We start from the raw sequence: 23,668 nt of genomic DNA on the forward strand, positions 1-23,668 counted from the left end.
CTTCATGCCTGTTCCTGTAATTTCCGGCTGCCGCTCCAAAGCGACCAGGCCAGCATTAACAGCGCGATGGGCAGCAGAATCCAGTTGCCGATTGCGCCGGGCGGGGTGTGCGCGAAGGTGACCGGCTTCATGTGCCCGACCAGCATTCGCAATAATATCTCCGCAATCAATAGCATGTACATTAGCGGCACCAGCGCGCGGTAGCGCACCACCACCAGCAACTGTAAAAAGGCCAGCAGCAGCTGGGCGCTGCCCCACAACGCGAAGGCGAACACGATGCCGGATGCGCCTGTCACATCCAAGTCCATGCCGGCGACGCTGCCCGCGCCGCCGTCCGGCGCCAGCAGGTGAATGCAGCTGCGCACTGTGCTGACAACTGTGTAAGCAGCGAAAAAGTAAAGCGGAATTTGCGACCCGCGCAGGCGATTATCGACTTGCCTGGGTAACAAGATATCCAGGAAGGTTTTCATCAATTCCTCGTAATTTCAGGTTATAAATCCAGGTCCCAGGTTTCGCTGACCAGGTCCTGGCCGAAGTCATGATAGGCTTCGGATTCGGTTAATTGGAATCCGGCCTGTTGATAAATATGGCGCGCGGCCAGCAGACAGCTGTTGGTCCACAGGGTGAGTTTGCGATACCCACTCTGGCGCGCGAAACGGATACACTCCTCCACCAGGCGCTTGCCGATGCCCAACCCGCGCGCGCCGGGTTCGACCAGCAGCATGCGCAGTTTGGCCACTTCTTCGCTCTTCCTGACCAGGAACACGCAGCCGGCATTCTCTCCGGCCACTTCCGCAATCCAGCCGCGTTCTTTCTGAGGATTGTAGTTTTGCAGGTACTCCGCTACGATTCCGGCTACCAGCCCTTCGAAGTTCATGTCCCAATGGTATTCCTGTGCGTACAAAGCCCCATGGCGCGAAACCACCCAACCCATGTCGCCGGGTTGGGGCGGGCGGATGACCACCGCCGGCCGTTCCTGCGGGCGCGGGCCGAGCAGCGCTTCGATGGCCTGCATGGATTTCACCAGCTGCGTTTGTTCCGGCATGCTTAAAGCATGCAGCATACCGTTTATCTCCTGCGAGGAGCGTTCGTTCAATACCGCAAAAGCTGCCTGGCCATCGGAGGTCAAACGCAGTAAGATTTGGCGTCCGTCTTTTGGCGAGGGCTCTTTCGCCACCAACCCCTTTTTTTGAAAACCGGCCAATAGGCGGCTGAGATAACCCATATCCAGATTCAACTCGCTGCCTAATTCGGTGGCGGTGCAGGTTTCCTTTTGGGCTAGCTCGTAGATCACGCGCGCTTCGGTTAGGGAGTAGGGGCTGTCCAGCAGCCCTTGATTGAGCAGGCCAATTTGGCGGGTGTAGAAACGGTTAAAATGCCGGATGGCTTTAATTTTCGAATTACCATTTTCCATGTAAATCTCTTTTTATCCTAATTAATGCTATTATCAATCAAATAGTTGACAAAGTCAAGTAATTATCGCGGGGATTCACGCTGAGCGGAAGCAGGCGGATTTATTGTATGATGAAGGTATGGATAGAAAAATATTCATGCGATATGCTGTTCGAGAGCTGATAGGTGTGGCAACCGTCGCGGCGGCTTTGTTCATCCCGGCCGCTACATGGCAATGGTGGCAGGCTTGGGCGGCCGTCATCCTGACCCTGGCCTGGGTGATTGCCACGGCCTGGGCCATCCTGCGCGCACATCCGGCTTTGCTGGCTGAACGCCTGGGCCCGCGCGGCGGCGCCCAGCGTTGGGATATGGTCATTCTGAGCGCCATGGGTTTGCTGCAGCTGCTGCGTTATATCCTGGCCGGTCTGGATCATCGCATGGGTTGGACAACCACTTTTCCACCGACGCTTCAAATCGTCGGACTGCTGCTGGCCGCACTGGGCTCTGCCCTGGCGGTGTGGGCTACTGGCAGCAACGCTTTCTTTTCGCAGATGGTGCGCTTGCAGGCTGATCGCGGCCAGCGCGTGGTGGACAGCGGGCCCTATGCCTGGGTGAGGCATCCGGCTTACTTTGGTTTGCTGTTGGTCGATCTGAGCCTGCCCCTGCTGCTCAATTCGCTGCCGGCTTTAGGCATCGGTTTGCTGGAAGCGGTACTGCTGATTGTGCGCACCCGTCTGGAGGATGATCTGCTGCGGGCCGGCCTGGACGGATACGCGGAATATTCCCAACGCGTGCACGCCCGTCTCCTGCCTGGAATTTGGTAAGCCGTATTGATACGAATAGTTCGAGGAGGTTTTATCATGTCCGAAAAAGAAAAATTTTTTACCTCGCGGGTTTTTCTGTCGGTATCCATTTTCGTTCTGCTGGCCCCGACGTTGCCGCTGCTGGTCTCAGGCCGTTGGAATTGGTGGGAAGCCTGGGTTTACGCGCTCATCAGTATTCTGACCTTCGTCATCAGCCGCGTCTTGGCCAACCGCCACAGTCCGGGCATCCTGGCCGAGCGCGGCAAGATGATGGCGCAGAGCGATACGCAGCCTTGGGACAGGGTCCTGGTGCCCTTGGTGGGGTTGGGCTATTTATTGTTGATGTTGGCAGTTGGTTTGGAGGCGCGATTCGGTCAGCCGCCCGCCTTCAGCCTGGCTGTAAGACTGGTCGCATTGCTGTTGTATATTGGAGGTATGGCATGGTCTTCGCTGGCGCTAATCGAAAACAGCTTCTTTTCCGGTACGGTGCGCCTGCAATCCGAACGCGGTCATAAGGTGGTCAACAGCGGACCATATGCCGTCATGCGCCATCCCGGCTACAGTGGTGCCTTGTTGACCTACCTGGTCACACCTGTCTTGCTGGAAGCCTGGTGGGGGTTCGCCGCCGCGGTTTTTTTATTGATTGTGTTGGTGATCCGTACGTCCCTGGAGGATCGTTTCCTGCAGGACAATCTGCCCGGTTATAAGGATTACGCCGCGCGGGTGCGCTACCGCCTGCTGCCCGGGGTTTGGTAAGCAGCTGCGATCAATTAAGGATCCAGTTATTAATAGGGCTCTTACCCTATTTGTATATCTATAAACCAGAAATGTTGGATGGTATCTAGATTAATTTAGCTGGTCAGAATATTCTTATAATTCCCCTGTTGAAATCAGCCGGATAGATTCTGTTAGCCGTATCTACCGGATGACTTTTACGTCTTAAATAAGTAGGAAAAAGCATAATGATTTCAGAGAAAAAACTGATTAAACAAGCCCAACGGTTCGATGAGCATGCCCTGGCTGAAATCTACGATAGTTACAGCCCCGGTGTATTTCGCTATGCCATGCGGTTGTTGGGTGATAGCCAATTAGCAGAAGATTGCGTAGCCGATACATTTTTTCGTTATCTTAAAGCATTGCAGTCCGGACGTGGTCCGGTAGAGCATTTACAAGCCTATCTTTATCGCATTGCTCACAATTGGATTACCGATACCTATCGCCGACAGCCTCCCCCGCCTTTACCGCTTCACGATGAAATTCCCGAAACAGGTAATGATCCATTACATGTTGCAGCGCTTTCCTCTGAAAAACAAACGATCCGCCTTGCCTTGATGCAATTATCCATGGAACAACGTCAGGTGATCGTGTTGAAATATTTGGAAGGTTGGGAGAATAAAGACGTGGCGGAATTTTTACATAAATCAATCGGATCCGTGAAAGCTTTGCAGCATCGTGCACTGCTTGCGTTGCGGCGGTTGCTCTTATCAGAAGAGGAAGGAGATTTATAAAATGAAGACACCTAAAGATCCTGAAATTGAAGCATTGTTGGAAAATCTCAAGGATGATCCCCAGCGAGATTCGCGTGCCAGCATGCAGGGAAAAGCACGATTTTTGGCGCAAGCACATTCGCTTGCACAAGACGTATCTCCTCAGCCGAATTGGCGTCATACGGGGTGGATCAAAAATTACTTTGAGAGGATGATACCAAAAATGAAAACACCTTTAAGAAATATTGCATGGACAAGCATCACCCTGTTGGCCGTTGTAGCCATTTTTCTGGCTGCAAAAACTACTCCGGTATCGGCACAGCAAATTCTTGAACGCGCTTCGGAAGCGCAGGCGAGCGCAGAGGCTGCCGCGGGTATTCTACACAACCGCGTTCAGATCTATCAAAATCCGGGTGTAGTGGAAGGGGAAGGAAATACAACCATAACCGATGATTACTTTGATTACACGTCCGGTTATTACCGCAGCGAAACCAGGGATGAAAACGGAAATCTTATCAGTATTTCCGCAACCGATGGAGCCTACTCATACTATGCGCCCGTGGTAGATGAACGTGGAACTACGGTAATTGAACGTACCCCTGTTGAAAATAAACAGCCTGCTTCAACAAATACTGATGAAGCATCGGATGAGACTTCCACCCCTGCACAACGCAATAATGTAACAGCAACCACTCACGCCGCTTTCGACCAGTTTAATAACAATCCCAGAGTCGAGGTGGAGGAAGAAAAAACCTGGACGGACGGCAGCCCGGTATATGTACTGGTAAACCGCAGTTACCAAACCCAAAAAACATCAGAAGGAAGTACTGACGGCTCTTTGACCGGAACCACCCGCATGGTATTCAACAAAGAAACCTACCAACTGCTGCAGATTGAAACAACCGTACACATTAATGACAAGGATATCCTTATTCAAAAAGTCGATTTTCTGCTCACTGAAACCCTTCCGGCCGATAGCGTCATCGTTTGGGACCTTAGTGATTTGGAAAACGTGAGCTTTGTGGATGCTCCACAATCGACCGAACGCGAAGTGATCACGAATACATTGACCAGGCACGAATTAGCCCGGCATACGCAGGCTTACGTGCTAGACCCGATACCGGATGGTTTTTCGGAAGAAATACTTGCCATTGACTATGAATTCAATGAAGCCTATGACAGTTATGAAATCCACTACCGTAATGCCGATGATGTTACGTTCAGCATGCAAGCCATTGGCGCATTGGAAACGAATTTTGTGGAAGAGAACTTCTATGATGGCAGCTATATGACAACTTCAGGGCTGGTGCTATATTTCAGCCCATCCTCTTCCGAGGACTATACTTCTGCCATACTTGCCGCGCCGGATGGTAACGGGTTCCTTCTCTTCGCAGACATGTCGCGGGATGAAGTCACCAATCTGGCTGAGACGTTGGTTCTGGCTCAATGATTTTTAAATTAGCAACACGATAAGAACCAAGTTTTTTTGAGGTAAAAAGGCAGGGTGAACTTGCGCCAAAAACGCCATCAGTGCGTTGCGCATGTTCGCTCTGCTTCTTTTTTTATATAAAAACAATCGTCCTCCCCTGGAAGGCATACGTATAGAGATTTGACAAGATTTTCTTTTATTCAACACCTGCCCCGAATCCTGCCCGCTCCCTTTGATATCCTGCTTGCATGAATAACTTTCACGCTCAGCCGGCCGGCCTCAATTAATCTGGTAATCATTCTCCACAGGATAGAAAATCAATCCTTAGGCAAAGCTTAACCATTACACAACAGCGCATTAACCTGAATTTAACCTTGCCAACTTACAATCTGCTTGATTAACGATCAACATCTATCAAGGAGAAAAGTGAAAATGATTTCCACCCGTTCTGTACGTTTGATCTCTGTGCTCTTCCTGGCAACCATGCTCCTCACCGCTTGCGGCGGTAGTTCCACGGCCGCGGCTTCAGATTGGAGCAATGCCGCCTCCGCTGAAGCCGGCGGCGGTATGGATGCTCTGGTTGCAGCCGCCCAAGCCGAAGGCGAATTGAATGTCATCGCCCTGCCCGAAGATTGGTGCAATTACGGCGGCATGATCGCCACCTTCGAGGATAAATACGGCATCAAGGTCAATTCCATCACCCCCGAAGCTGGTTCAGCCGACGAAGTCCAGGCCATTATCGACAACAAAGAGAACAAAGGCCCGCAGGCCCCCGATGTGATCGACGTTGGCCCTGCTTACGGTCCTTCCTCCAAAGACCAGGACTTGCTGGCGCCTTACAAAGTGACCACCTGGGACAGCATGACCGGTGTCAAGGATGCCGATGGTTACTATTACACCGATTACAACGGCGTCATGGTCTTCGAGGTCAACACGGACGTCGTAACCGACGTTCCCCAGGATTACGCTGATCTCTTGGACCCCAAGTACAACGGCCAGGTCGCGTTGGCTGGTGATCCGCGTGCTTCCAACCAGGCTGCCCAAACGGTTTATGCCGCGGCGCTGGCCAACGGCGGTTCGTTGGATGACATCCAGCCCGGTCTCGAATACTTTAAAGCGTTGAATGAGAACGGCAACCTGCTACCCCTCATCGCCAACACCGGTTCCATTGCCATGGGCGAGACCCCCATCACCTTCCAATGGAACTACCTGGCGCTGGCTAACGACGATGCCTTCGCCGGCAACCCGCCGCTGGAGATCGTATACCCCACTTCCGTCAGTTGGGGCGGTTACTACCTGCAAGCTATCAGCGCCTACGCGCCGCACCCCGCGGCCGCGCGTCTGTGGCAGGAATTCCTCTACTCGGATGAGGGCCAGACCATCTGGATGACCGGTTACTGCGCCCCCGCCCGCCTGGCCGACATGCTCGAGCGCGGTGTTGTCTCCGCCGACTTGCAAACCAAGCTCCCCGATCCGTCCATCATTGCCAACGCTGTTGTGCCGGATGGCGACCAGCTCTCCGCCGCCCGCGACCTGATCAAGGAACAGTGGGACAGTGTGGTTGGTTTGGATATCAAAGAATAATTTGAGTTTCAATCGCATGACCTGCGTGCGTGACCTGACCCCGGTTGGGTCACGCATCGTATTAATATTTTTGGACGAATGATGGTCTCATGAAAAATAAACAACTCAACAGGAAAAGCGGGAAGGACCCCTCTCGCTGGAAAAGCCTGATCGGCTTGCTGCCATTTTTCTTTTTTATCGCATTCTTTTTAGTCATGCCTTCTATTACGCTTTTTTCGGGTGCTTTTCAGGACATGGATGGGCAATTCACCCTGGCCAATTTTTCTTTTCTGCAGAACACCTTTGCCTTGAAGTCCTACCTGACCAGCATTTGGGTCAGCCTGATCACATCCGTGATTGGCGGCGCCTTTGGCTTTTTCGTGGCCTATGCCACCACTTCCGGGCGTGCGCCTCGCTGGATGAGCACCATTCTGACTACTTTCTCGGGCCTGGCGGCCAACTTCGGTGGCGTGCCACTGGCTTTTGCTTTCATCGCCACGCTGGGCCGCACCGGTTTCATCACCGCGCTGCTCAAGGGCATTTGCTTAAACGGTCCGGATGGAGCGGCCATCTGCCCGTTCAATCCCTACGATCACGGCTTCAACCTGTACAGCGTGGTCGGTTTGATCCTGGCGTATACCTATTTCCAATTCCCGCTTATGGTGCTGACCATCACTCCGGCGCTGGAAGGGTTGAAGAAGGAATGGGTCGAGGCTTCCACCAACCTGGGTTCCAGCAGCGCGCAGTACTGGCGCTATGTGGCCCTGCCGGTGCTGCTGCCTTCGCTGTTGGGCGCGACCATCCTGCTTTTCGGCAATGCTTTCGGCGCGTATGCCACTGCCCAGGCGCTCACGGGCGGCAGCATATACCTGGTGACCATCATGATCGGCCAGCAGATTCGCGGGGATGTGCTGGGCAACCCCAATGAGGGCTACGCGCTGGCGTTTGGCATGGTGATCATCATGAGCATCACCATCTTCCTGTACGTTATGCTGCAGCGCAAAACTGCCCGCTGGATAAAATCATGACCAAACAAAAAAAGAATGCCTGGGCCATCTTTTGGGCAATATTAGCCATGCTGTACTTTTTCCTACCCATGCTGGGCACTTTCATTTTTTCGCTGCGTATGAAACGCGGCGTGCTCAGCTTCATGGCATATCAATCCGTCTTGGCCGACTCCCATTTTCTGGAGAGCTTCCGTTATTCCGCCACCATGGGCATCATCACCGTGACGATCAGCGTTTTATTGCTGCTGCCGACGGTGTATTGGATCTACATCAAGGCGCCCTGGATGCGCGCGGCCATGGACATCATCACCATCCTGCCCTTCGTCGTGCCGGTGATCGTGCTGGTGTTCGGCCTGATCCGCACCTTTGGCCGCCCGCCTTTTCAGTTGACCCTGACCGCTTTCGGCACGGATATCCTCATGACGGCCGGTTACGTGATCATCACCATGCCATATATGTACCGTGCCATCGACGTTGGCATGCGTTCGGTGGATGTGCGCACGTTGACAGAAGCCGCCCAGAGCCTGGGCTCCAACTGGCTGCAGGTGCTTACCCAGGTGATCCTGCCCAACCTGCGCATCGCGGTGTTGAGCGGCGCGCTGATCTGCTTTGCCACCGTGATGGGCGAACTGATCCTGGGTGATTTTCTGGTGCGCCCGGCGCTGGGTTCTTACATGGCCGGCGTGGGCCGTTCGAAAGCCTACGAGCCGGCGGCTTTGGCCATCATCAGTTACGGCCTGACCTGGCTGTGTTTGGGCCTGATCCAATACTTCAGCCGCGGCCGCCAAGACGGGCAGCTTACCGGTAGATAAACAAGATCGAGGTAACTATGGCACAACTGGAACTAAACCATATCAGTAAATCTTTCAGCGGCACGATTGCTGTGCATGATTTCAATCTAGCGGTTGAAACCGGCGAATTCATATCTTTCCTGGGGCCCAGCGGCTGCGGCAAGACCACCACGCTGCGCATGCTGGCCGGTTTTGAGATCCCCACTTCCGGGACGATCAGGCTGGACAACCGGGACCTGACCTTGCTGCCGGCCAACAAACGCAACATGGGCATGGTGTTTCAATCCTACGCGCTTTTTCCCAATATGACCGCGGCCCAAAACGTGGGTTATGGTTTGAAGGTTGCCGGAAAGCCCAAAGCTGAAATTGAAGGGCGCGTGAACGAAATGCTGGACCTGATCCAGATGCGCGACTTCGCCCGGCGCTACCCCAACCAGCTCTCCGGCGGCCAACAGCAGCGCCTGGCATTGGCGCGCGCCCTGGCCATCCGCCCGCAGGTGCTCCTGTTGGATGAACCCCTCTCCGCGCTGGACGCCAAGATCCGCCTGGAATTGCGCCAGGAGATCCGCCGCATCCAGCAGCATTTGGGCATCACGACCATCTACGTGACCCATGATCAAGAGGAAGCGCTTTCGCTTTCCGACCGTATCGTAGTGATGCGCCGCGGTGTTATACAACAGGTGGGCACCCCCCAACAAATCTACAATAACCCGGCCGGTGATTTTGTGGCCGAATTCGTTGGTCACATTAACCTGCTGCCGGTGGAGGTGGATCAGCCCCGGCAGGGCATCGTGCGTTTGGGCAGCCAGCTTATTCGCGCCGGCCAATTCGAGCATTTGAACGGCCGCCCGGTGCGCCTGGCGGTGCGCCCCGAGGAATTGAAATCCGGATTCGTGGAAGGCGCCAACAATTTGACAGGTAAAATAGAGTCCGTGACTTACCTGGGCGCCATCGTGCGCATCCGCGTGGATGTGGACGGGCACCTGGTATCGTTGGACATGTTCAACGAACGCGCGCTGAATATTCCGGCAGTCGGGCAGCCCTATGCCATCCATTTTCCGGTTGGGGCTTGCTGGCTGACGAATGGTGAGAAGGAATGAAGACGGTATGAGTTTGGCAATTTTTGATCTGGATTACACATTGGTGGAAGGCGATTGCGAATCGCTGTGGTGCCAGTTCCTGCTGGAGCAGGGAATGGTGGACGCGGCTTTCGTCAACCGCATCATCGATTATTATGTGGAATACGAAACCGGCAAGGCAGATTTTCGCGCCTACGAGACTTTCCTGATGGAAAGTATGGCCGCTATGGATGCCGCTGCGCTGACTCGCCTGCGCGCGGCTTTCCTGGAACGTTTGCGCTTCCGCCTGCGCCCTTACGTGGTGCGATGGCTGAACTGGCACCGCAACCAGGGCAACCGGGTCTTGATGATCACGGCCACCAACGCTTTCCTGGCGCGGCCGGTGGCCGAACTGCTGCACGTCAAAGAGATGATCTGCACCGAGGTGGAGCTGCGTGAAGAATGCCCCACCGGGCGCGTGCTGGGCAGCAGCATTCCGTATCGTGAGGGCAAAGTCGCTTTGCTGGAAGCCTGGTTGTTGCAGTGGAACCAGAACCTGCGGGATAGCTGGGGGTACAGCGATTCGTATACCGATCTGCCCCTGCTGCAGCGCGTGCATAACCCGGTGGCGGTCACACCCGATTCTAATTTATACATCCACGCCGTGGAACACGGCTGGGATATCCTTACCTGAGTTCGTTTCCCTGTCCTTTTTCAGTCTGCAGGAATGCACACGATGGCGGACGGGCTGTGTATTTAGTGTGAGCATGAACCGTGCGCTGCCGATAGACTGAGCATGCTGATTTTTCCCTTTAGTTGGTGGATTTCACAGGTAAAATTGGGCATAATTCTGCCGGTCATTTTTGAAAAGGCTGGCGCTTGGAGAATGTGTATGTCACCTGAACAAAAACAACCCGCCCAAACGACGGTTAAGCACATTGGTATCATCCCGGACGGCAACCGCCGCTGGGCACGTCAGAATAACATCGACTTGGAAGAGGCCTACTGGCTGGCCATGCAAAAGATCACGGATTGCGCCGAGGCGCTCTTCAAGGCCGGTGTGCAGTCGCTTTCTGTCTACCTGCTCAGCAAAGATAACATCCTGCGCGCGCGCGACGACCTGCAAGCTGTTGTTATCGCCGAAACGCGTTTGCTGCGCGAGCTGGTTCCGCCCCTCCAGCGTGACCTGGGTGCGCGCGTCTATCATGCCGGCAACCCGGCTTCGCTCGACCCGGATTTCCGCGCGGCATTGGACGAGGTGTGCGAAAAGGGCAATGGAGCCAATGATCCCTTCCCGCGCTTGTACCTGCTGGCGGGTTACGACGCTTATGAAGAAGTGACTGATGCGCGCGCCGCCATTGGACCGGATCCTGAGCAGCTGCTCGGCAGCCTGTCCGTGCCGGTCTCGCTCGACCTGGTCATCCGCAGCGGGCGCGATCAGCGCATCAGCGGTTTTCTGCCGCTGCAATGCAAGTACGCCGAGTTCTTCTTCGAGCCGTATTTCTTCCCGGATATCACCCCCGCGCGCACGCTGGAGATCCTGGACGAATTCCGGAATCGCAGCCGCCGCTTTGGGAAGTAGTCTTTATGCGACCATTTTTTAACCACAGATAAACACGGATAAACACATAAAACCATTTAACAATTAATACACACAGATAGTGTCAAGCTTCTTGTAGGGCGGTTTTCATCCTGTGCCCTCCAGGGCAAAGCCGACATTATCGTTGTCTGTCATCCTGAGGGAGCGGTTTGCCCGAGCAAAGCGAGGGCAGCGACAGAAAGATCTCGGCTTGCATTATTAATTAACCACAGATGAACACGGATAAACACATAAAACCATTTAACAATTAATACACACAGATGGTGTCAAGCTTCTTGTAGGGCAGCTTTCATCCTGTGCCCTCCGGGGCAAAGCCACTATTATCGTTGTCTGTCATCCTGAGGGGGCGGTTTGCCCGAGCAAAGCGAGGGCAGCGACAGAAGGATCTCGGCTTGCATTATTAATTAACCACAGATGAACACGGATAACTGCACAAAGCTTTTCTTATTGCTGATACACACAGATTGGATCCAATTTCTTTTAAGGCGGCTTTCAAAAGCCGCCATGCAGTTTGTTTTTGGCGCGTATGTTCACAACCAATGAGTATAAGTGGATCGCGCTCCATAAGAAGTTGATTTTATCTGTGTGCATCAACCATGATAGGTCTTTTCCGTGTTCATCTGTGTGTATCTGTGGATTGTTTTTAAGAACCGTCAATATTCAAAAACAAAGGGCGGCGCCGGAAAGGCGCCGCCCTTAATGGTTATTGGTTTACTACAGGATTCACCGATATTTACTGAAGAAAATCGTTTACGTTATCCTTGGTGATCAACACGAAATCTACCAGGATTTCGGGATCGACCTTCTCGCCCTTGGCGAGTTTAACCACGGTATCCATGGCGGTGGTGCCCTGAACCGTGGTGTTTTGCGAAATAGTAGCGGTCAGGCGGCCGTCCGCGACTGCGGCCAGCGCATCCGGGGTGGCATCCAAACCGTAGATCTTGATCTGGTCGAGCAGCTTGGCATCTTCCACAGCTTTCAAAGCGCCCAAAGCCATGCCGTCATTATTGGCTACGATGGCTTTCAGGTCTGTGCCGGTCTGCAGCCAGTTTTCCACCAGCGCCAAGGCTTCTTCGGTCACCCAGTTGGCGGTCTGTTCGAAGGCCACCGAGATGTCCGGATAGTCCTTGAGCACTTCATAGTAACCGTCGGTGCGGCCAATCTGCGCATCGGAGCCCAGCGGGCCGAGCAGGAATGCTACATTCCCGCTGCCGCCGATGTCCTCGGCTGCCGTCAGCATTTCAAGCTTGCCGCCGTCGACATTCTCAACGCCAACGAAGCAGTCGGCTGCTTCGGCCTTGCTGATGCGCTGGTTGACAACCACAACCGGAATACCGGCTGCCTTGGCTGCTTCCAACGCGGGCACGACACCGTCAACCGAAACGGGTTCGATCACAATGCCGGCAATGCCCTGGTTGACCGCGGTCTCGATTTGAGATACCTGCTTGGCAGGATCTTTTTCCGCGTCGTAAACGGTGACCTCGACGCCCAGCTCGGCCGCTTTAGTGGTGATGGCCGTGGTGAGTTCGTTGGTGAAAGCATTGGTCTGATGGCTGATGAAGAAGGCATACGGCTTGTTCGCGGAGCTACCGCCGCAGCTGGCCAGCAGTGCGATCAGCATCAGTGAGACAATGGTCAGACTTAACAACTTTTTAGTGTTCATCTCTCTCCTCTATCTCTAGTTCCTTTTGTAAACCAACCAACCATGAAAATTTCTTATTGATTCCCTTTTCCTTTCACGTCCAGCAATACCGCGACGATGATGATGGTGCCTTTGATGATCAATTGAAAGTGGGAGGACACATTCAGGATGTCCAACCCGTTACCGATCACGGCGATGATCAATGCGCCGATCACGGTTCCGTACCATTTGCCCGCGCCGCCGGTCATGCTGACGCCGCCGATCACGGCCGCGGCAATCGCGTCCAGCTCATAGGACTGCCCCGCGGTGGGATTGCCCGAGACGATGCGCGAGGCCAGCAGCAGCCCGGCCAAACCCGCCAGGAAACCGGAGATGGAATATACGCCGATCTTGATCATATTGACGTTGATACCGGAGACTTTGGCGGTGGCTTCGTTGCCGCCTACCGCGTATACGCGCCGGCCGAACACTGTGCGCGTCAGTACAAAGGCACTGATGGCCGTGACGCTCAGGAAGAAGATGACCAGGTGCGGGATGTATTGCAGTACGAACCCGCCGGCGATGTTCTCGAAAGCTTTGGTGACGTTGAAGACCGGCTGGCCGTTGCTGGCGATCAGTGCCAGGCCGCGGATGATGGTCATCGAACCCAGGGAGACGATGAAAGGCGGGATATTGCCGAAGGCCACGATCAGGCCGTTGGCAATGCCGGCGGCCAGGCCGACCAGCATGGACAGGGCGATCGGCACGACCAGCGGGTATTCGCCCGGGTGTGCGTAGGTGGCGGCGATCACGCCCGCCAGCGCCACCGTCGAACCGACCGACAGGTCAATGCCGCCGGAGATGATCACGAACATCATGCCGGTCGCCAGGATGCCGTTAATGGAGGCCTGTTTGAGAATGTTGATCAGGTTGGTGGGTCGCGCAAAGGAGTTCGGGGACAGGATGACCAGCACCGCCAGGATCAGGAAGAAAGCGGCCACGATGCCCAGCTCGCGAAATGAATTCAGCCTTGCTTGTTTGCTTGCGTTATTTTTCGTCATGGAGTACCTCGAACTTGGATGCGTAAGTCATGATCTCTTCCTGGGTGAATTTTTCCTGCGGCAGCTCGCCGGTCAGGCGCCCGGCTGCCAGTACGATGATGCGGTCCGAAAGTCCCATCAGTTCCGGGATCTCGGAGGAGATCATCAGGATGGCCTTGCCGGCCTTGGCCAGTTCGCCCATCAGTAAATAGATATCCCGCTTGGAACCCACGTCAATGCCGCGCGTGGGCTCGTCCAGGATGATGATGTCCGGTTCGGTCAGCAGCCATTTGGCCAGCACTACCTTTTGCTGGTTGCCGCCGCTGAGCGAGCGCACCAGGCTCTTGCGCGAAAGCGCCTTGATCTTGAGCTGGTTAATATGTGAGTCGGCTGCCTTGGCTTCCGTGCGGCGGTCGATCACGCCAAAGCGCGCCAGGCGCTCCAGATGGGCCAGAGAAATGTTGTGCTCCACGCTGGTCTTCAGGTTCAGGCCGGTGTGGCCGCGGTCCTCGGTGATCAGCGCCACGCGCTGGCGGATGGCCGTCTTGGGATGATTGATTTGCACTGCCTGCCCGTGCACCAGCACGCGGCCTTCGTCGGCTTTGGTGATGCCGAAGATGCATTCCACCAGTTCGCTGCGGCCGGCCCCCACCAGCCCCGCGATGCCCAATATCTCGCCTTTGCGCAGGCAGAAGTTGATATCGTGGAATTGGTGTTTCGAGGAAAGGTGCTGAACTTCCAGCACGGGTTCGCCGATGGCCACTTTTTGCTTGGGGTAGACCTCTTTGATCTCGCGCCCGACCATCATCTTGATGGCCTTGTCCACGGTGAAGTTCTCGGCCAGATCGGTGCCGATGTGCTTGCCGTCGCGCAGCACGGTGATGCGGTCGGCGATGGTGAAGATCTCTTCCATCTTATGTGAGATGTAGATTACACCCACACCGCGTTTCTTCAATTTGCGGATCTGCTCGAAGAGTGTTTCCACTTCTTTATAGGTGATGGCCGAGGTGGGTTCGTCCATGATGATGATCTTGGAGGACAGCGAAATGGCCTTGGTGATCTCGACCAGCTGCATTTGCGCCACGCTCAGGTCGCGCATCAGGCTGCGCGGGTTGATATCGATATCCAACCCCTCGAACAGCGCCTTGGCTTCCGCGCGCTGGCGGCGCTGGTCCACCACGCTGAGCGGGCCCAGCTCCAGTTTGTGCAGCTCGCGCCCGACGTACAGGTATTCCGCCACATCGATGTCCATAATGGGCGCCAGCTCCTGCTGGATGATGGAGATGCCATGCTGCAGCGCGTCGCGCGGCGCCTGGAAGAATACTTCTTCGCTGTCCAGGAAGATCCGGCCCTCGTCGCGCTGGTAGATGCCCATGATGATCTTGACCAGAGTGGATTTGCCGGCTCCGTTTTCGCCGATCAGCGCATGCACTTCGCCGGACGCCAGCGAAAAGGAGATGTCATCCAGCACCTTCACGCCAAAGAAGCTTTTGGTGATGTGCTGCGTTTCGAGGATGGTCTTCGACATAGTAAGTTTTTTACCCAATTACCCTTAATTTACTTGCCGTAGTGAAGCTGTGTTGTAATGCAATCGTGTACTACATATTATATGGGAACTGCCTGTGCACTTCAAGTATTTACGAATTTCACATATGATAAAGAATCATAAAGGGTCCGGCGGCACCTCTTGCCAGTTCAATCTGGATAAGCAGGGAATTGACAGAATTTTTCGTGCGGTCGGCTGCTGCGAATTTTCCCAATTGCAAATTCCATTTCGTAATAAGATTATTCTTGTTTTGGCGGGTGAGGGAGTGCTGATATAGCGTGGTTTCTCTGCCGGCAGCTACCCTGTTGGCTGTTGTCAGGTTTTGATTTGTTTTGCGTTTTCCTTATTGAAGCTCATAAAATCTATGTTGCATAGGAGGAATATTGAAAACCGATGATTCAATCCATAAACAAAAGGATTTCCTGACTACTGCTGAAAAGGATACACCGCTTGTCCACAGGGAGACCTTTGCGAAGCTGTATCAGAAAAACTACCTCTCGGTCTACCGTTATGTTTATACCTTCACCGGCGGTTCGGTCGAGCAGGCGGAAGACCTGACAGCGGAGACTTTTATGCGCGCCTGGAAAAATCGAACTGCTTTCCATGGCAAAACAAGCTCGGCGGTGGGGTGGATCATTCGTATCGCCCATAATCTGGTGGTGGATACTTACCGGCATGAAAAAACCGGTCCGGATATCCGGCCGGACCCGCTGGATGAGGAATTGGATTTACCCACCGCTGCCAGTCTCAGTCCGGAAGGGCAGGTGGTGGCGGCGGAACAGCAACAAATAATCCTTTCGTTATTGGGGGATTTACCGCCGGACCAGCGCGAAATCCTGGTTTTGCGATATTTGTTGAATTGGAAAATCCGGCAGATTGCTCAATATTTGGATTTTCCCGAAAACACGGTATCTGTCTATATCCGACGAGCGCTTGAAAAAATGAAATTACTCTGGCCGACCGAAAAGGAGTCAATTGAATGAAAAGCAAACAAAATTCTAATCGCGAGATTTCCCGGATTGAGAAACTTCTTCGGTCTATAGATCCGCTTCCCGGTAAAGAATTTCACCAGCGCATGGAATCGGCACCCTGGAATATAACAAGCTCACCGGAAATAGGAACCGTCAATTTCAAACGGTACTATAAATTGGCAGGTGTATTGGTTGCCCTCATTATCCTGATCGGGCTGGCTTTCACTCCGGTTGGCAAGGTCCTGGCCGAAGAGATTATTCACTTCTTCAATCAGGTGACCGGCAACACCCTGCCCCTGGAATTGGATCAAATTGTAGAGCTGCAACCGACCTCAACACCGCAGCCGACTTACTACCCTGCGCTTTTACCGGCAGATCAGGTACAGCCCTCCAAAGTGGAAGAAGAGCCCACGCCGGAAGCTACGTCTCAGTTTGACTCCGGGGAATTGCCGGTTTTGGATAGCATGACAGCCCGCTACCTGGTAGATTTTTCATTGCTGGAACCCTCGGTTTTGCCCGCCGGCTACCGTTTGCAGAATATCCGTTTTGATGCTGCGCAGAAGGCAATGTTATTCACGTATGGCCTCGATGATTTAGGAACAGGCGCGTATTTTATTCTCGCCCAGGGTCAAAATTTGACCCCGCTGCAGATTCCCGATGATGCTCATGTGGAAACAATTCCTGCAGACGGAAAAATGATCGAATGGATCAATGATTCACAATCTTTCGCCGATGGCGCCAGTGTAGTTCTGCGCTGGGAACAGGACGGAGTGGCGCTGATGATGGATATCTATCCGGGAGAGGCTCAGGGCGATACTGCTCCTCAGCGTGATGATTGGTTGGCTGTGATCAATGGGTTGACGGCTTGTCCTACGAGTGGACCTGAAAAGGATTATGCCTGTGAGGTGAGTCGCGCAGCGGCAGCCGCCGGCTTTACACCCTGGCAATTTCCGCAGGCACCTGAAGAATATTCCTTTAAGAATGTGTATTACGGTGCCGGACTAACAGCGATTTGGTATGCCAGTCCAGTCGGTGAATTAGGCTTATTGCAATCAACGCAAGATTTTAAAGCGAAGGATTCCAGCGACTGGTTCTCGGTTCCGGAGACTGCCATTCAGGAAGTAACCGTTGCCGGCCAAACCGCAGAATATGTAAAAGGCGATTTCGTTGCGCAGCCCGGCGAAGACCATGCCATCTGGAATCCCGATTCCGATCACATCCGCCTGCGCTGGAAACAAGCGGATTGGTGGTTCGAGGTTGTTAAGTGGGGAATACCCAGAATGGAACCGCAGGAACTGGCCGACCTGGTGTCAGATTTGACTGCCGACCCGGCTCAAGTCAAGGTGGATTCTCAGTCAAGTGTTACAGCTAATACGATGGCGGTTCCGGAGGCTTATCTGACCTTCGCGGATGCTGAAAAAGCCTACGAGAAGAAATTTCTAAAACCATCTGTTATTCCGGAAGATTTACCCTTCAGTCATGCGCGCTTGAACGGCAATGACGACGGCATCATGCTGTTCTACGGTTATTTCGACGAGGATAAAATGCGGATAAAAAGTGATTTGTTAATAATCACTCAGGGAACGGTGAGTACTTCTTTTGAAGAAACCTATCGCGTTTTTCCACCGGAGGCAATCACGGATACACTGGTGGATGGTCATCCAGCCAAACTGATCACCGGAACCGTAGGAACCAGCTATGATGAAAATGGACAATTATTGGAAGGACCGACCTGGAAAACGGATGATCCGTATATGTTGACGCTGTACTGGGAGGTTGACAACCGGTATTTTGTCGTGCAGTTCTCTACAGGTCCTGAATCAGGTGCTCGTTTGGATGCTTCTTCACTGATCAAGATTGCAGAATCGCTCCAGTAAACTTACCCTTCAGCCGGATGGCTGAAAAAGATGATTGGCTTGCAGCACCCGATTTCTCGGGTGCTGCTTGTTATTTGGCGAAGCACTGTCAGGAGAGGCTCAAAAACCTCCCGTAAATTTTACTTGTGTGCTACAATCGCTGCCGATGATAACGATGCTTCGAACTTTTCCGCAAATCATTCCCATCATCACCTTACAGTATTATTATCCGTAGGGGCATACCTGGCTGCTTGACCGCAGGTACTGCCCCGTTCCCCACAAAATCGGCCTGAGAAGGCCGATTGACCGTTAATACCCCTATCGCATTCACAATTAAATAAGGAGCACATATGAACGTTACACTATCAACAGGCAAAGTAATACCTATCGAAATGCACAAGGTTAAAATTGTGCAGCAAACCAATCTGCCCAGCGCCGCCCAGCGCCTGGAGGCCATCCGCGAGGCCGGTTATAACACTTTCCTCCTGCGCACGCGCGATGTCTTCCTGGACATGCTGACCGACAGCGGCACCAACGCCATGAGCGACAACCAGTTGGGCGCCATGATGGTTTCGGACGAGGCTTACGCCGGCAGCGAGAGTTTCTATAAGCTGGCCGATTCTGTCAAGGAAGTTTTGGGATTTCAGTATCTGCTGCCTGCTCACCAGGGACGCGCGGCGGAACACCTGCTGGCCAAAGCTTTTGTTAAACCCGGCGACGTGGTGCCCATGAATTACCACTTCACCACGACCAAGGCGCATGTGGACCTGGCGGGCGGCAAGGTGCTGGAGATCTTCAAGGACGGCGCGCTGGAAACAGCCAGTAGCAATCCCTTCAAGGGCAATATGGACCCGGATAAACTGAAAGCGGTCATTGCCCAGTACGGCGTGGAACACATCCCTTACGTGCGCATGGAGGCCACCACCAACCTGATCGGCGGACAGCCTTTCTCCATGGCCAACCTGCGCGAGATCAAAGCCATCGCCAGCCAGCACGGCATCCCGCTGGTCTTTGACGGCAGTCTCATTTCCGAGAACGCTTATTTCATCCAGCAGCGCGAGCCCGAGTTCAAGGATGCCACTATCCAGCAGGTCATCACCGAGTTGATGAAAAACGTGGATATCTTCTACATGTCTGGACGCAAGAGCGCCGCGGCGCGCGGCGGCTTGATCGCTACCAATAACAAGAAACTCTACGAACAAATTCTGCCCTGGCTGCCGGTTTACGAGGGCTTTTCCACCTATGGCGGTATGTCCACCAAAGAAGTGGAAGCTATGGCCGTCGGCCTGCGCGAGATGACCATCCAGTCCATCGCCAGCAGCGGCGCGGATTTCATCGCCTACTTTGTGCGGCGTTTGGAAGAGGAAGGTGTGCCGGTAGTCACCCCTCCCGGCGGTTTAGCCTGCCACATCGATGCCATGCGCTTCCTGCCGAATATGCCTCAGGCGCAGTACCCGGCCGGGGCGCTGGCAGCGGCGGTTTACATCGCTTCCGGCGTGCGCGGTATGGAACGCGGCACCGTTTCCATGGATCGTGATGAGCAGGGCAACGACGTTCCGTCCGACCTGGAACTGGTGCGGCTGGCTGTTCCGCGCCGCCTCTACACCATGTCGCACATCGAATACGCCGTGGATCGCGTCAAATGGCTGTATGGGCTCCGCAACCTGATCGGCGGCTTGCAGTTTGTGGAAGAGCCGCCCGTGCTGCGCTTCTTCTTCGGCCGCATGGCGCCCATTGGCGACTGGGGCGAGAAGCTGGCGGCTGCTTTCCAGGCCGACTTCGGCGACACATTCTAGACATTGATGGATTATTGAATATAGAAGCCGGAATGTATGAAAACCCCGGCTTCTTCTTTATATTCACGATAACATTATATTGACAGCGAAGTAAAACAGTAATATCATTTCATTATGAACGAAATAAATTGGAAATCTCATTGGGCAAATGACCAGATCCGTAGCATGTTGATTGAACAATCGGATTCTTTTTGGAATAGAGATACTGGCACAGAGCGATCAAAATTAAAAGAAGTCGAAGCGGCTGCCCTATTGCCTCACGCAGTTATTATTTCTGGATTGAGACGGGTGGGAAAATCAACTTTACTTGCGCAAATAGCACACAAACTTGGCAGAGACTCTTTCTATTATATTAATTTTGAAGATGACCGATTTTTAGGTTTTCAGGCTGAAGATGCCAATGACCTATATCAGATGTTAGTAGAAATATTCGGAGACCGTAAAATATTCTTCATAGATGAAATTCAAAATATACCTGGTTGGGAATATTTCGTACGTCGTTTTATGGACATGGGATTGAAATTCTATATTACTGGCTCTAATGCATCCCTGCTAAGCCAAGAACTTGGTACACGTCTGACTGGAAGATATATTCCAATTGAGTTATTTCCTTTCTCTTTTACAGAATACCTGAAATTTCGAAATGAGGAATTGCCTGATTTTCAGCGCCTAACAACTGTAAAAAAGGCCCGATTAAATGAGTTGCTGAATGATTACTTATCTTCGGGTGGTATACCTGAATCGCTTAAATATCCTGAATTTCCTTTGCTGCAAACATTATATGATGATGTGATTTATCGGGATATTGCTACGCGCCATAAATTGGATGCGGTAACTGCATTAAAAAAAATGGCTTTCTATTTGATCAGTAATCCAGCCGGTTTGGTCAATTTCAACAAATTAAAAGCGCAGCTTCAGCTTGGTAGTGTAAACACTGTCATTAACTATGTTGAATATATGCAAAATAGTTGGTTGATATTTACATTGAATTTATATGCATACTCACTTAAGCGCCAACAAATTGCACCCAAAAAAGTATATTGCATAGATACCGGCATGGTAAATACAGTAGGATTCTATTTTTCTTTGAATTCGGGCAAATTGATGGAGAATTTGGTTTTCCTGGCTTTACGCAGGTGTTGCAAGGAAATCTATTATTACAAAACTGCCGGGGATTACGAAGTCGATTTTTATCTACCTGAAAAAAAACAATTAATTCAGGTTGCTTATCATCTCAACGATCCAGCCACGCGCGATCGTGAAATTCGGTCGATTGCAGAAGCCGTGAAAGAAATTAAAGTCGAAAGTGCGTTGATCCTCTCAGATGCAAACGAGGACGATGTCCTGATTGATGGACTGCCGATAAAAATACGGTCTACTTCAGAATGGCTGATTGATTGGGAACTTGAATCCTGAAAATGTTGCCGCCTGTGCTGCGCTTCTTCTTCGGCCGCATGGCGCCCATTGGCGACTGGGGCGAGAAGTTGGCAGCTGCTTTCCAGGCCGACTTCGGCGATATATTCTAGATTCCCTGCTCCTCCAGGGAAATACTTTAGAGGTGAGGGTGGCCATCTGCTTGGTCACCCTCGCTTGATTTATTGTATTTTTGGGTAGATTGATAAACCTATTTCAATATGGACCTAGTCATCGAATTGGTTGTTAATGCGTGCGAAATGAGGTAATCTCATTTTTATTTGAATACATAGTATAGCTAAACCACATCCTTTATTTTTCGTGTTTATAATTTACAGTGCCCTTTCGTATTAATTTCCTATATCGCAGATACTTAAAAGATATATAGATAATCCTGATTAATCGAATTTATTCTAATGGAGTCGATATAGTTAAGGAAAGATAATTTCGTGATACTTTTGTGATTTTTTGAACTTTATATAAAGATTGTTCAATGATATTAAGTGTATTTTAATGGGGCTTTTCTATTTACCAAATACTAATGAATAAATATAATCACTTATATAAAAATAAGATAATTGGGGTATTTATTACGTATTTTAGAAGGTGGATATATGAACAAAAGGATATTTCAAACTCGTATGAGAGAAGAGGTTTTTGGATATTCTAAATCAATATCAATATCATCGGCGTTTCTTCTTTGGTTCTTATTAAATATATTTCATCTTGAAAAGGAAGATGCTATTGATTGTATTTGTGATCAACCAAATGATAAGGGAATTGATGGCATTTTTATTGATGAAGACGAAGAAATAATTTATTTATTTCAATCTAAATATTCTCCAAAAGATGGCCAGATACAAGGGGATAACGATTTACGTAATTTTATTGGTGCACGCGAATGGTTTAAAAACGAAAGTGCTATTACAAACCTTTTAAATAGTACTGCTTGCGAAGAGCTCAAATCTTTGATTACTTCGTTGAAAATAAGTGAAAAAACCAATTATAAATTAGTATCAGTTTTCCTCACTAATAAAGAATTTAACAAACACTCGAGTGAATATATTAATGCTGTAAATGATTTTGAAGCATATGATATTGAGTTACTTTTTCAAAATTATACATATTTTTCTGACGATGAAAATATTTTCCCAGAGATCGATTTATATTTAGCTAATAAGTCAAGAATCCAATACGATCTTTCTGAAGAAAACCCAACGAGAGTATATGCTATTAGCGCAAAACAATTAATTAAGTTGGAAGGTATACAGGATCGAACGTTATTTTACAAAAATGTTCGTTATGGGGTTGGTAATACTAGAGTAAATAAATCTATAAAAGAGACAATTAATATAACTGACGAACACGAAAATTTTTTCTTGTACCATAATGGTATAACAATAATTTGTGAGAAGTTAGTAGAGAACCTTGATAGAAATAAAATCTCAATAGAAAAATATGCTGTAATTAATGGTTGCCAATCTATGCTTTCTTTCTTTGAGAATCGTAATAAATTGTCAAATAATTTAATCGTTCTGGTAAAAATTATTCAAACAAATTTGACTTCACCCCTTGTAGGAAATGTGACTTACTATGCAAATAATCAAAATTCGATAGGATTGAAAGATTTACATTCCCTTGATTCTATACAAAGAGTATTACAGAAGAAATTTAAAGAAACATTTGATAACAAAGTTTTGTATAAAAGAAAAAGAGGTGAAGAAGTTGAAGGTTTTGAAGAGGTAATAGCTAGTGATTTTGCTGCCCAATTAATATCATCGGTTTACCTCAATGAGCCATATCGTACACATCTGAAACAAGAACTTTTTGGTTCAAGCTACAGCAGAATTTTTACACGGAAAATGACTGTTGAAAAGATATACCTAGCGAAAATTATTTACGAGGTTGTAGAAAAAAATGCGGCATTTCTAAAAGTTGAAAGCATAAGAAATTATGGGTTAGCGTTATTCTTTTTTTCATATTTGATATCTCAGCTACTAGACCAAGATGAACTTGGAAGAGAAATATTGGATGAGCCCAGGGAATTTGTTTTAAATTCTAAAATCAAACTGGAAAATTCTTTATTAAATCTATGGAAGATAATGATCCCGGAGATTAATTATCAGATAAATCAACGTATTTTAGAGAATAATGGATTCTTTGACTATAAAAACTTATTTAAAAATGCTCAATTTATAAAAGATATCTCGGATGATTTGTTGAGAGACTATGAACGTCTAGTGTTACGAGACGATAATAATAAGTTTTCTGAAATTTATAAAAATTCGTAATATT

The 23,668-nt window shown here is 50.8% G+C and carries 20 protein-coding genes; 15 read left to right on the plus strand and 5 right to left on the minus strand.

Translation table 11 applies throughout. The annotated features are described in order from the left end of the window. Positions 1-2: 2 nt before the first annotated feature. Both Pelsub_RS02305 and Pelsub_RS02310 read right to left on the minus strand, forming a co-directional pair. Positions 3-470 carry a hypothetical protein gene (locus tag Pelsub_RS02305; RefSeq protein ID WP_116226355.1) on the minus strand — a complete coding sequence of 156 codons (468 nt, stop codon included), beginning with the start codon at positions 468-470 and terminating at the stop codon, positions 3-5. A gap of 20 nt (positions 471-490) precedes the next feature. Continuing rightward, positions 491-1,414, minus strand: coding sequence for a bifunctional helix-turn-helix transcriptional regulator/GNAT family N-acetyltransferase (locus Pelsub_RS02310; protein WP_116226354.1), 924 nt, complete (start codon positions 1,412-1,414; stop codon positions 491-493). A 118-nt stretch (positions 1,415-1,532) separates the two neighbouring features. On the opposite strand from Pelsub_RS02310, the gene Pelsub_RS02315 reads away from it, so the two are divergent. The 10 genes from Pelsub_RS02315 to Pelsub_RS02360 all read left to right on the plus strand — a co-directional run bounded on the left by Pelsub_RS02315 (position 1,533) and on the right by Pelsub_RS02360 (position 11,112). Continuing rightward, positions 1,533-2,216 carry a methyltransferase family protein gene (locus Pelsub_RS02315; RefSeq protein ID WP_126440374.1) on the plus strand — a complete coding sequence of 228 codons (684 nt, stop codon included), beginning with the start codon at positions 1,533-1,535 and terminating at the stop codon, positions 2,214-2,216. Between the two features lie 36 nt (positions 2,217-2,252). Further along, positions 2,253-2,951, plus strand: coding sequence for a methyltransferase family protein (locus Pelsub_RS02320; protein ID WP_116226352.1), 699 nt, complete (start codon positions 2,253-2,255; stop codon positions 2,949-2,951). A gap of 206 nt (positions 2,952-3,157) precedes the next feature. Further along, on the plus strand, positions 3,158-3,703 hold the full coding sequence (locus Pelsub_RS02325; RefSeq protein WP_116226351.1) for an RNA polymerase sigma factor: 546 nt from the start codon (positions 3,158-3,160) through the stop codon (positions 3,701-3,703). Position 3,704: 1 nt separating this feature from the next. Next, on the plus strand, positions 3,705-5,132 hold the full coding sequence (locus Pelsub_RS02330; RefSeq protein WP_116226350.1) for a hypothetical protein: 1,428 nt from the start codon (positions 3,705-3,707) through the stop codon (positions 5,130-5,132). A gap of 411 nt (positions 5,133-5,543) precedes the next feature. Further along, on the plus strand, positions 5,544-6,695 hold the full coding sequence (locus Pelsub_RS02335; protein ID WP_116226349.1) for an ABC transporter substrate-binding protein: 1,152 nt from the start codon (positions 5,544-5,546) through the stop codon (positions 6,693-6,695). Positions 6,696-6,784: 89 nt separating this feature from the next. Next, the gene (locus Pelsub_RS02340) at positions 6,785-7,702 is read left to right on the plus strand and encodes an ABC transporter permease (RefSeq protein ID WP_116226348.1); all 918 of its coding nucleotides are present in this window, start codon (positions 6,785-6,787) and stop codon (positions 7,700-7,702) included. Next, positions 7,699-8,493 (plus strand): ABC transporter permease, encoded by a 795-nt coding sequence (locus tag Pelsub_RS02345; RefSeq protein ID WP_116226347.1) that lies wholly within the window; start codon positions 7,699-7,701, stop codon positions 8,491-8,493. Before Pelsub_RS02340 ends, Pelsub_RS02345 begins: the two co-directional genes overlap by 4 nt. Positions 8,494-8,510: 17 nt before the next feature. Continuing rightward, positions 8,511-9,572, plus strand: coding sequence for an ABC transporter ATP-binding protein (locus Pelsub_RS02350; RefSeq protein WP_116226346.1), 1,062 nt, complete (start codon positions 8,511-8,513; stop codon positions 9,570-9,572). Between the two features lie 7 nt (positions 9,573-9,579). Next, positions 9,580-10,224 (plus strand): HAD family hydrolase, encoded by a 645-nt coding sequence (locus tag Pelsub_RS02355; protein WP_158674934.1) that lies wholly within the window; start codon positions 9,580-9,582, stop codon positions 10,222-10,224. Between the two features lie 198 nt (positions 10,225-10,422). Continuing rightward, positions 10,423-11,112 carry an undecaprenyl diphosphate synthase family protein gene (locus Pelsub_RS02360; RefSeq protein WP_158674935.1) on the plus strand — a complete coding sequence of 230 codons (690 nt, stop codon included), beginning with the start codon at positions 10,423-10,425 and terminating at the stop codon, positions 11,110-11,112. Positions 11,113-11,863: 751 nt separating this feature from the next. Here Pelsub_RS02360 and Pelsub_RS02365 read toward each other — a convergent pair. Genes Pelsub_RS02365 through Pelsub_RS02375 form a run of 3 tightly spaced genes read right to left on the minus strand, consistent with a single transcriptional unit; the run spans position 11,864 to position 15,319 of the window. Beyond that, positions 11,864-12,793, minus strand: coding sequence for a sugar ABC transporter substrate-binding protein (locus Pelsub_RS02365; protein WP_198418383.1), 930 nt, complete (start codon positions 12,791-12,793; stop codon positions 11,864-11,866). Positions 12,794-12,846: 53 nt separating this feature from the next. After that, a complete protein-coding gene (locus Pelsub_RS02370; protein ID WP_116226343.1) occupies positions 12,847-13,812 on the minus strand; it encodes an ABC transporter permease in 966 nt (321 codons plus the stop codon). Next, positions 13,799-15,319 carry a sugar ABC transporter ATP-binding protein gene (locus tag Pelsub_RS02375; RefSeq protein ID WP_116226342.1) on the minus strand — a complete coding sequence of 507 codons (1,521 nt, stop codon included), beginning with the start codon at positions 15,317-15,319 and terminating at the stop codon, positions 13,799-13,801. Before Pelsub_RS02375 ends, Pelsub_RS02370 begins: the two co-directional genes overlap by 14 nt. A 401-nt stretch (positions 15,320-15,720) precedes the next feature. Between Pelsub_RS02375 and Pelsub_RS02380 the strand changes: the two genes are divergently transcribed. From Pelsub_RS02380 to Pelsub_RS02400, 5 genes are all read left to right on the plus strand, one after another. Beyond that, positions 15,721-16,320 (plus strand): RNA polymerase sigma factor, encoded by a 600-nt coding sequence (locus Pelsub_RS02380; RefSeq protein ID WP_158674936.1) that lies wholly within the window; start codon positions 15,721-15,723, stop codon positions 16,318-16,320. After that, the gene (locus tag Pelsub_RS02385; protein WP_116226340.1) at positions 16,317-18,185 is read left to right on the plus strand and encodes a hypothetical protein; all 1,869 of its coding nucleotides are present in this window, start codon (positions 16,317-16,319) and stop codon (positions 18,183-18,185) included. Before Pelsub_RS02380 ends, Pelsub_RS02385 begins: the two co-directional genes overlap by 4 nt. A gap of 329 nt (positions 18,186-18,514) precedes the next feature. Further along, on the plus strand, positions 18,515-19,960 hold the full coding sequence (locus tag Pelsub_RS02390; RefSeq protein WP_116226339.1) for a tryptophanase: 1,446 nt from the start codon (positions 18,515-18,517) through the stop codon (positions 19,958-19,960). Positions 19,961-20,074: 114 nt separating this feature from the next. Beyond that, a complete protein-coding gene (locus Pelsub_RS02395; protein WP_116226338.1) occupies positions 20,075-21,376 on the plus strand; it encodes an ATP-binding protein in 1,302 nt (433 codons plus the stop codon). A gap of 638 nt (positions 21,377-22,014) precedes the next feature. After that, a complete protein-coding gene (locus tag Pelsub_RS02400; RefSeq protein ID WP_158674937.1) occupies positions 22,015-23,664 on the plus strand; it encodes an AIPR family protein in 1,650 nt (549 codons plus the stop codon). Positions 23,665-23,668 lie beyond the last annotated feature (4 nt).

The sequence above is a fragment of the Pelolinea submarina genome (genome assembly GCF_003966975.1).
GTDB classification, from domain to species: domain Bacteria; phylum Chloroflexota; class Anaerolineae; order Anaerolineales; family Anaerolineaceae; genus Pelolinea; species Pelolinea submarina.

Coding starts and splice junctions, on each gene's coding strand:
- Pelsub_RS02335 (WP_116226349.1), top strand. CDS start 5,544: ATGATTTCCACCCGTTCTGTACGTTTGATCTCTGTGCTCTTCCTGGCA.
- Pelsub_RS02330 (WP_116226350.1), top strand. CDS start 3,705: ATGAAGACACCTAAAGATCCTGAAATTGAAGCATTGTTGGAAAATCTC.
- Pelsub_RS02320 (WP_116226352.1), top strand. CDS start 2,253: ATGTCCGAAAAAGAAAAATTTTTTACCTCGCGGGTTTTTCTGTCGGTA.
- Pelsub_RS02385 (WP_116226340.1), top strand. CDS start 16,317: ATGAAAAGCAAACAAAATTCTAATCGCGAGATTTCCCGGATTGAGAAA.
- Pelsub_RS02305 (WP_116226355.1), bottom strand. CDS start 470: ATGAAAACCTTCCTGGATATCTTGTTACCCAGGCAAGTCGATAATCGC.
- Pelsub_RS02345 (WP_116226347.1), top strand. CDS start 7,699: ATGACCAAACAAAAAAAGAATGCCTGGGCCATCTTTTGGGCAATATTA.
- Pelsub_RS02395 (WP_116226338.1), top strand. CDS start 20,075: ATGAACGAAATAAATTGGAAATCTCATTGGGCAAATGACCAGATCCGT.
- Pelsub_RS02315 (WP_126440374.1), top strand. CDS start 1,533: ATGGATAGAAAAATATTCATGCGATATGCTGTTCGAGAGCTGATAGGT.
- Pelsub_RS02355 (WP_158674934.1), top strand. CDS start 9,580: ATGAGTTTGGCAATTTTTGATCTGGATTACACATTGGTGGAAGGCGAT.
- Pelsub_RS02370 (WP_116226343.1), bottom strand. CDS start 13,812: ATGACGAAAAATAACGCAAGCAAACAAGCAAGGCTGAATTCATTTCGC.
- Pelsub_RS02365 (WP_198418383.1), bottom strand. CDS start 12,793: ATGAACACTAAAAAGTTGTTAAGTCTGACCATTGTCTCACTGATGCTG.
- Pelsub_RS02400 (WP_158674937.1), top strand. CDS start 22,015: ATGAGAGAAGAGGTTTTTGGATATTCTAAATCAATATCAATATCATCG.
- Pelsub_RS02390 (WP_116226339.1), top strand. CDS start 18,515: ATGAACGTTACACTATCAACAGGCAAAGTAATACCTATCGAAATGCAC.
- Pelsub_RS02325 (WP_116226351.1), top strand. CDS start 3,158: ATGATTTCAGAGAAAAAACTGATTAAACAAGCCCAACGGTTCGATGAG.
- Pelsub_RS02310 (WP_116226354.1), bottom strand. CDS start 1,414: ATGGAAAATGGTAATTCGAAAATTAAAGCCATCCGGCATTTTAACCGT.
- Pelsub_RS02350 (WP_116226346.1), top strand. CDS start 8,511: ATGGCACAACTGGAACTAAACCATATCAGTAAATCTTTCAGCGGCACG.
- Pelsub_RS02375 (WP_116226342.1), bottom strand. CDS start 15,319: ATGTCGAAGACCATCCTCGAAACGCAGCACATCACCAAAAGCTTCTTT.
- Pelsub_RS02340 (WP_116226348.1), top strand. CDS start 6,785: ATGAAAAATAAACAACTCAACAGGAAAAGCGGGAAGGACCCCTCTCGC.
- Pelsub_RS02360 (WP_158674935.1), top strand. CDS start 10,423: ATGTCACCTGAACAAAAACAACCCGCCCAAACGACGGTTAAGCACATT.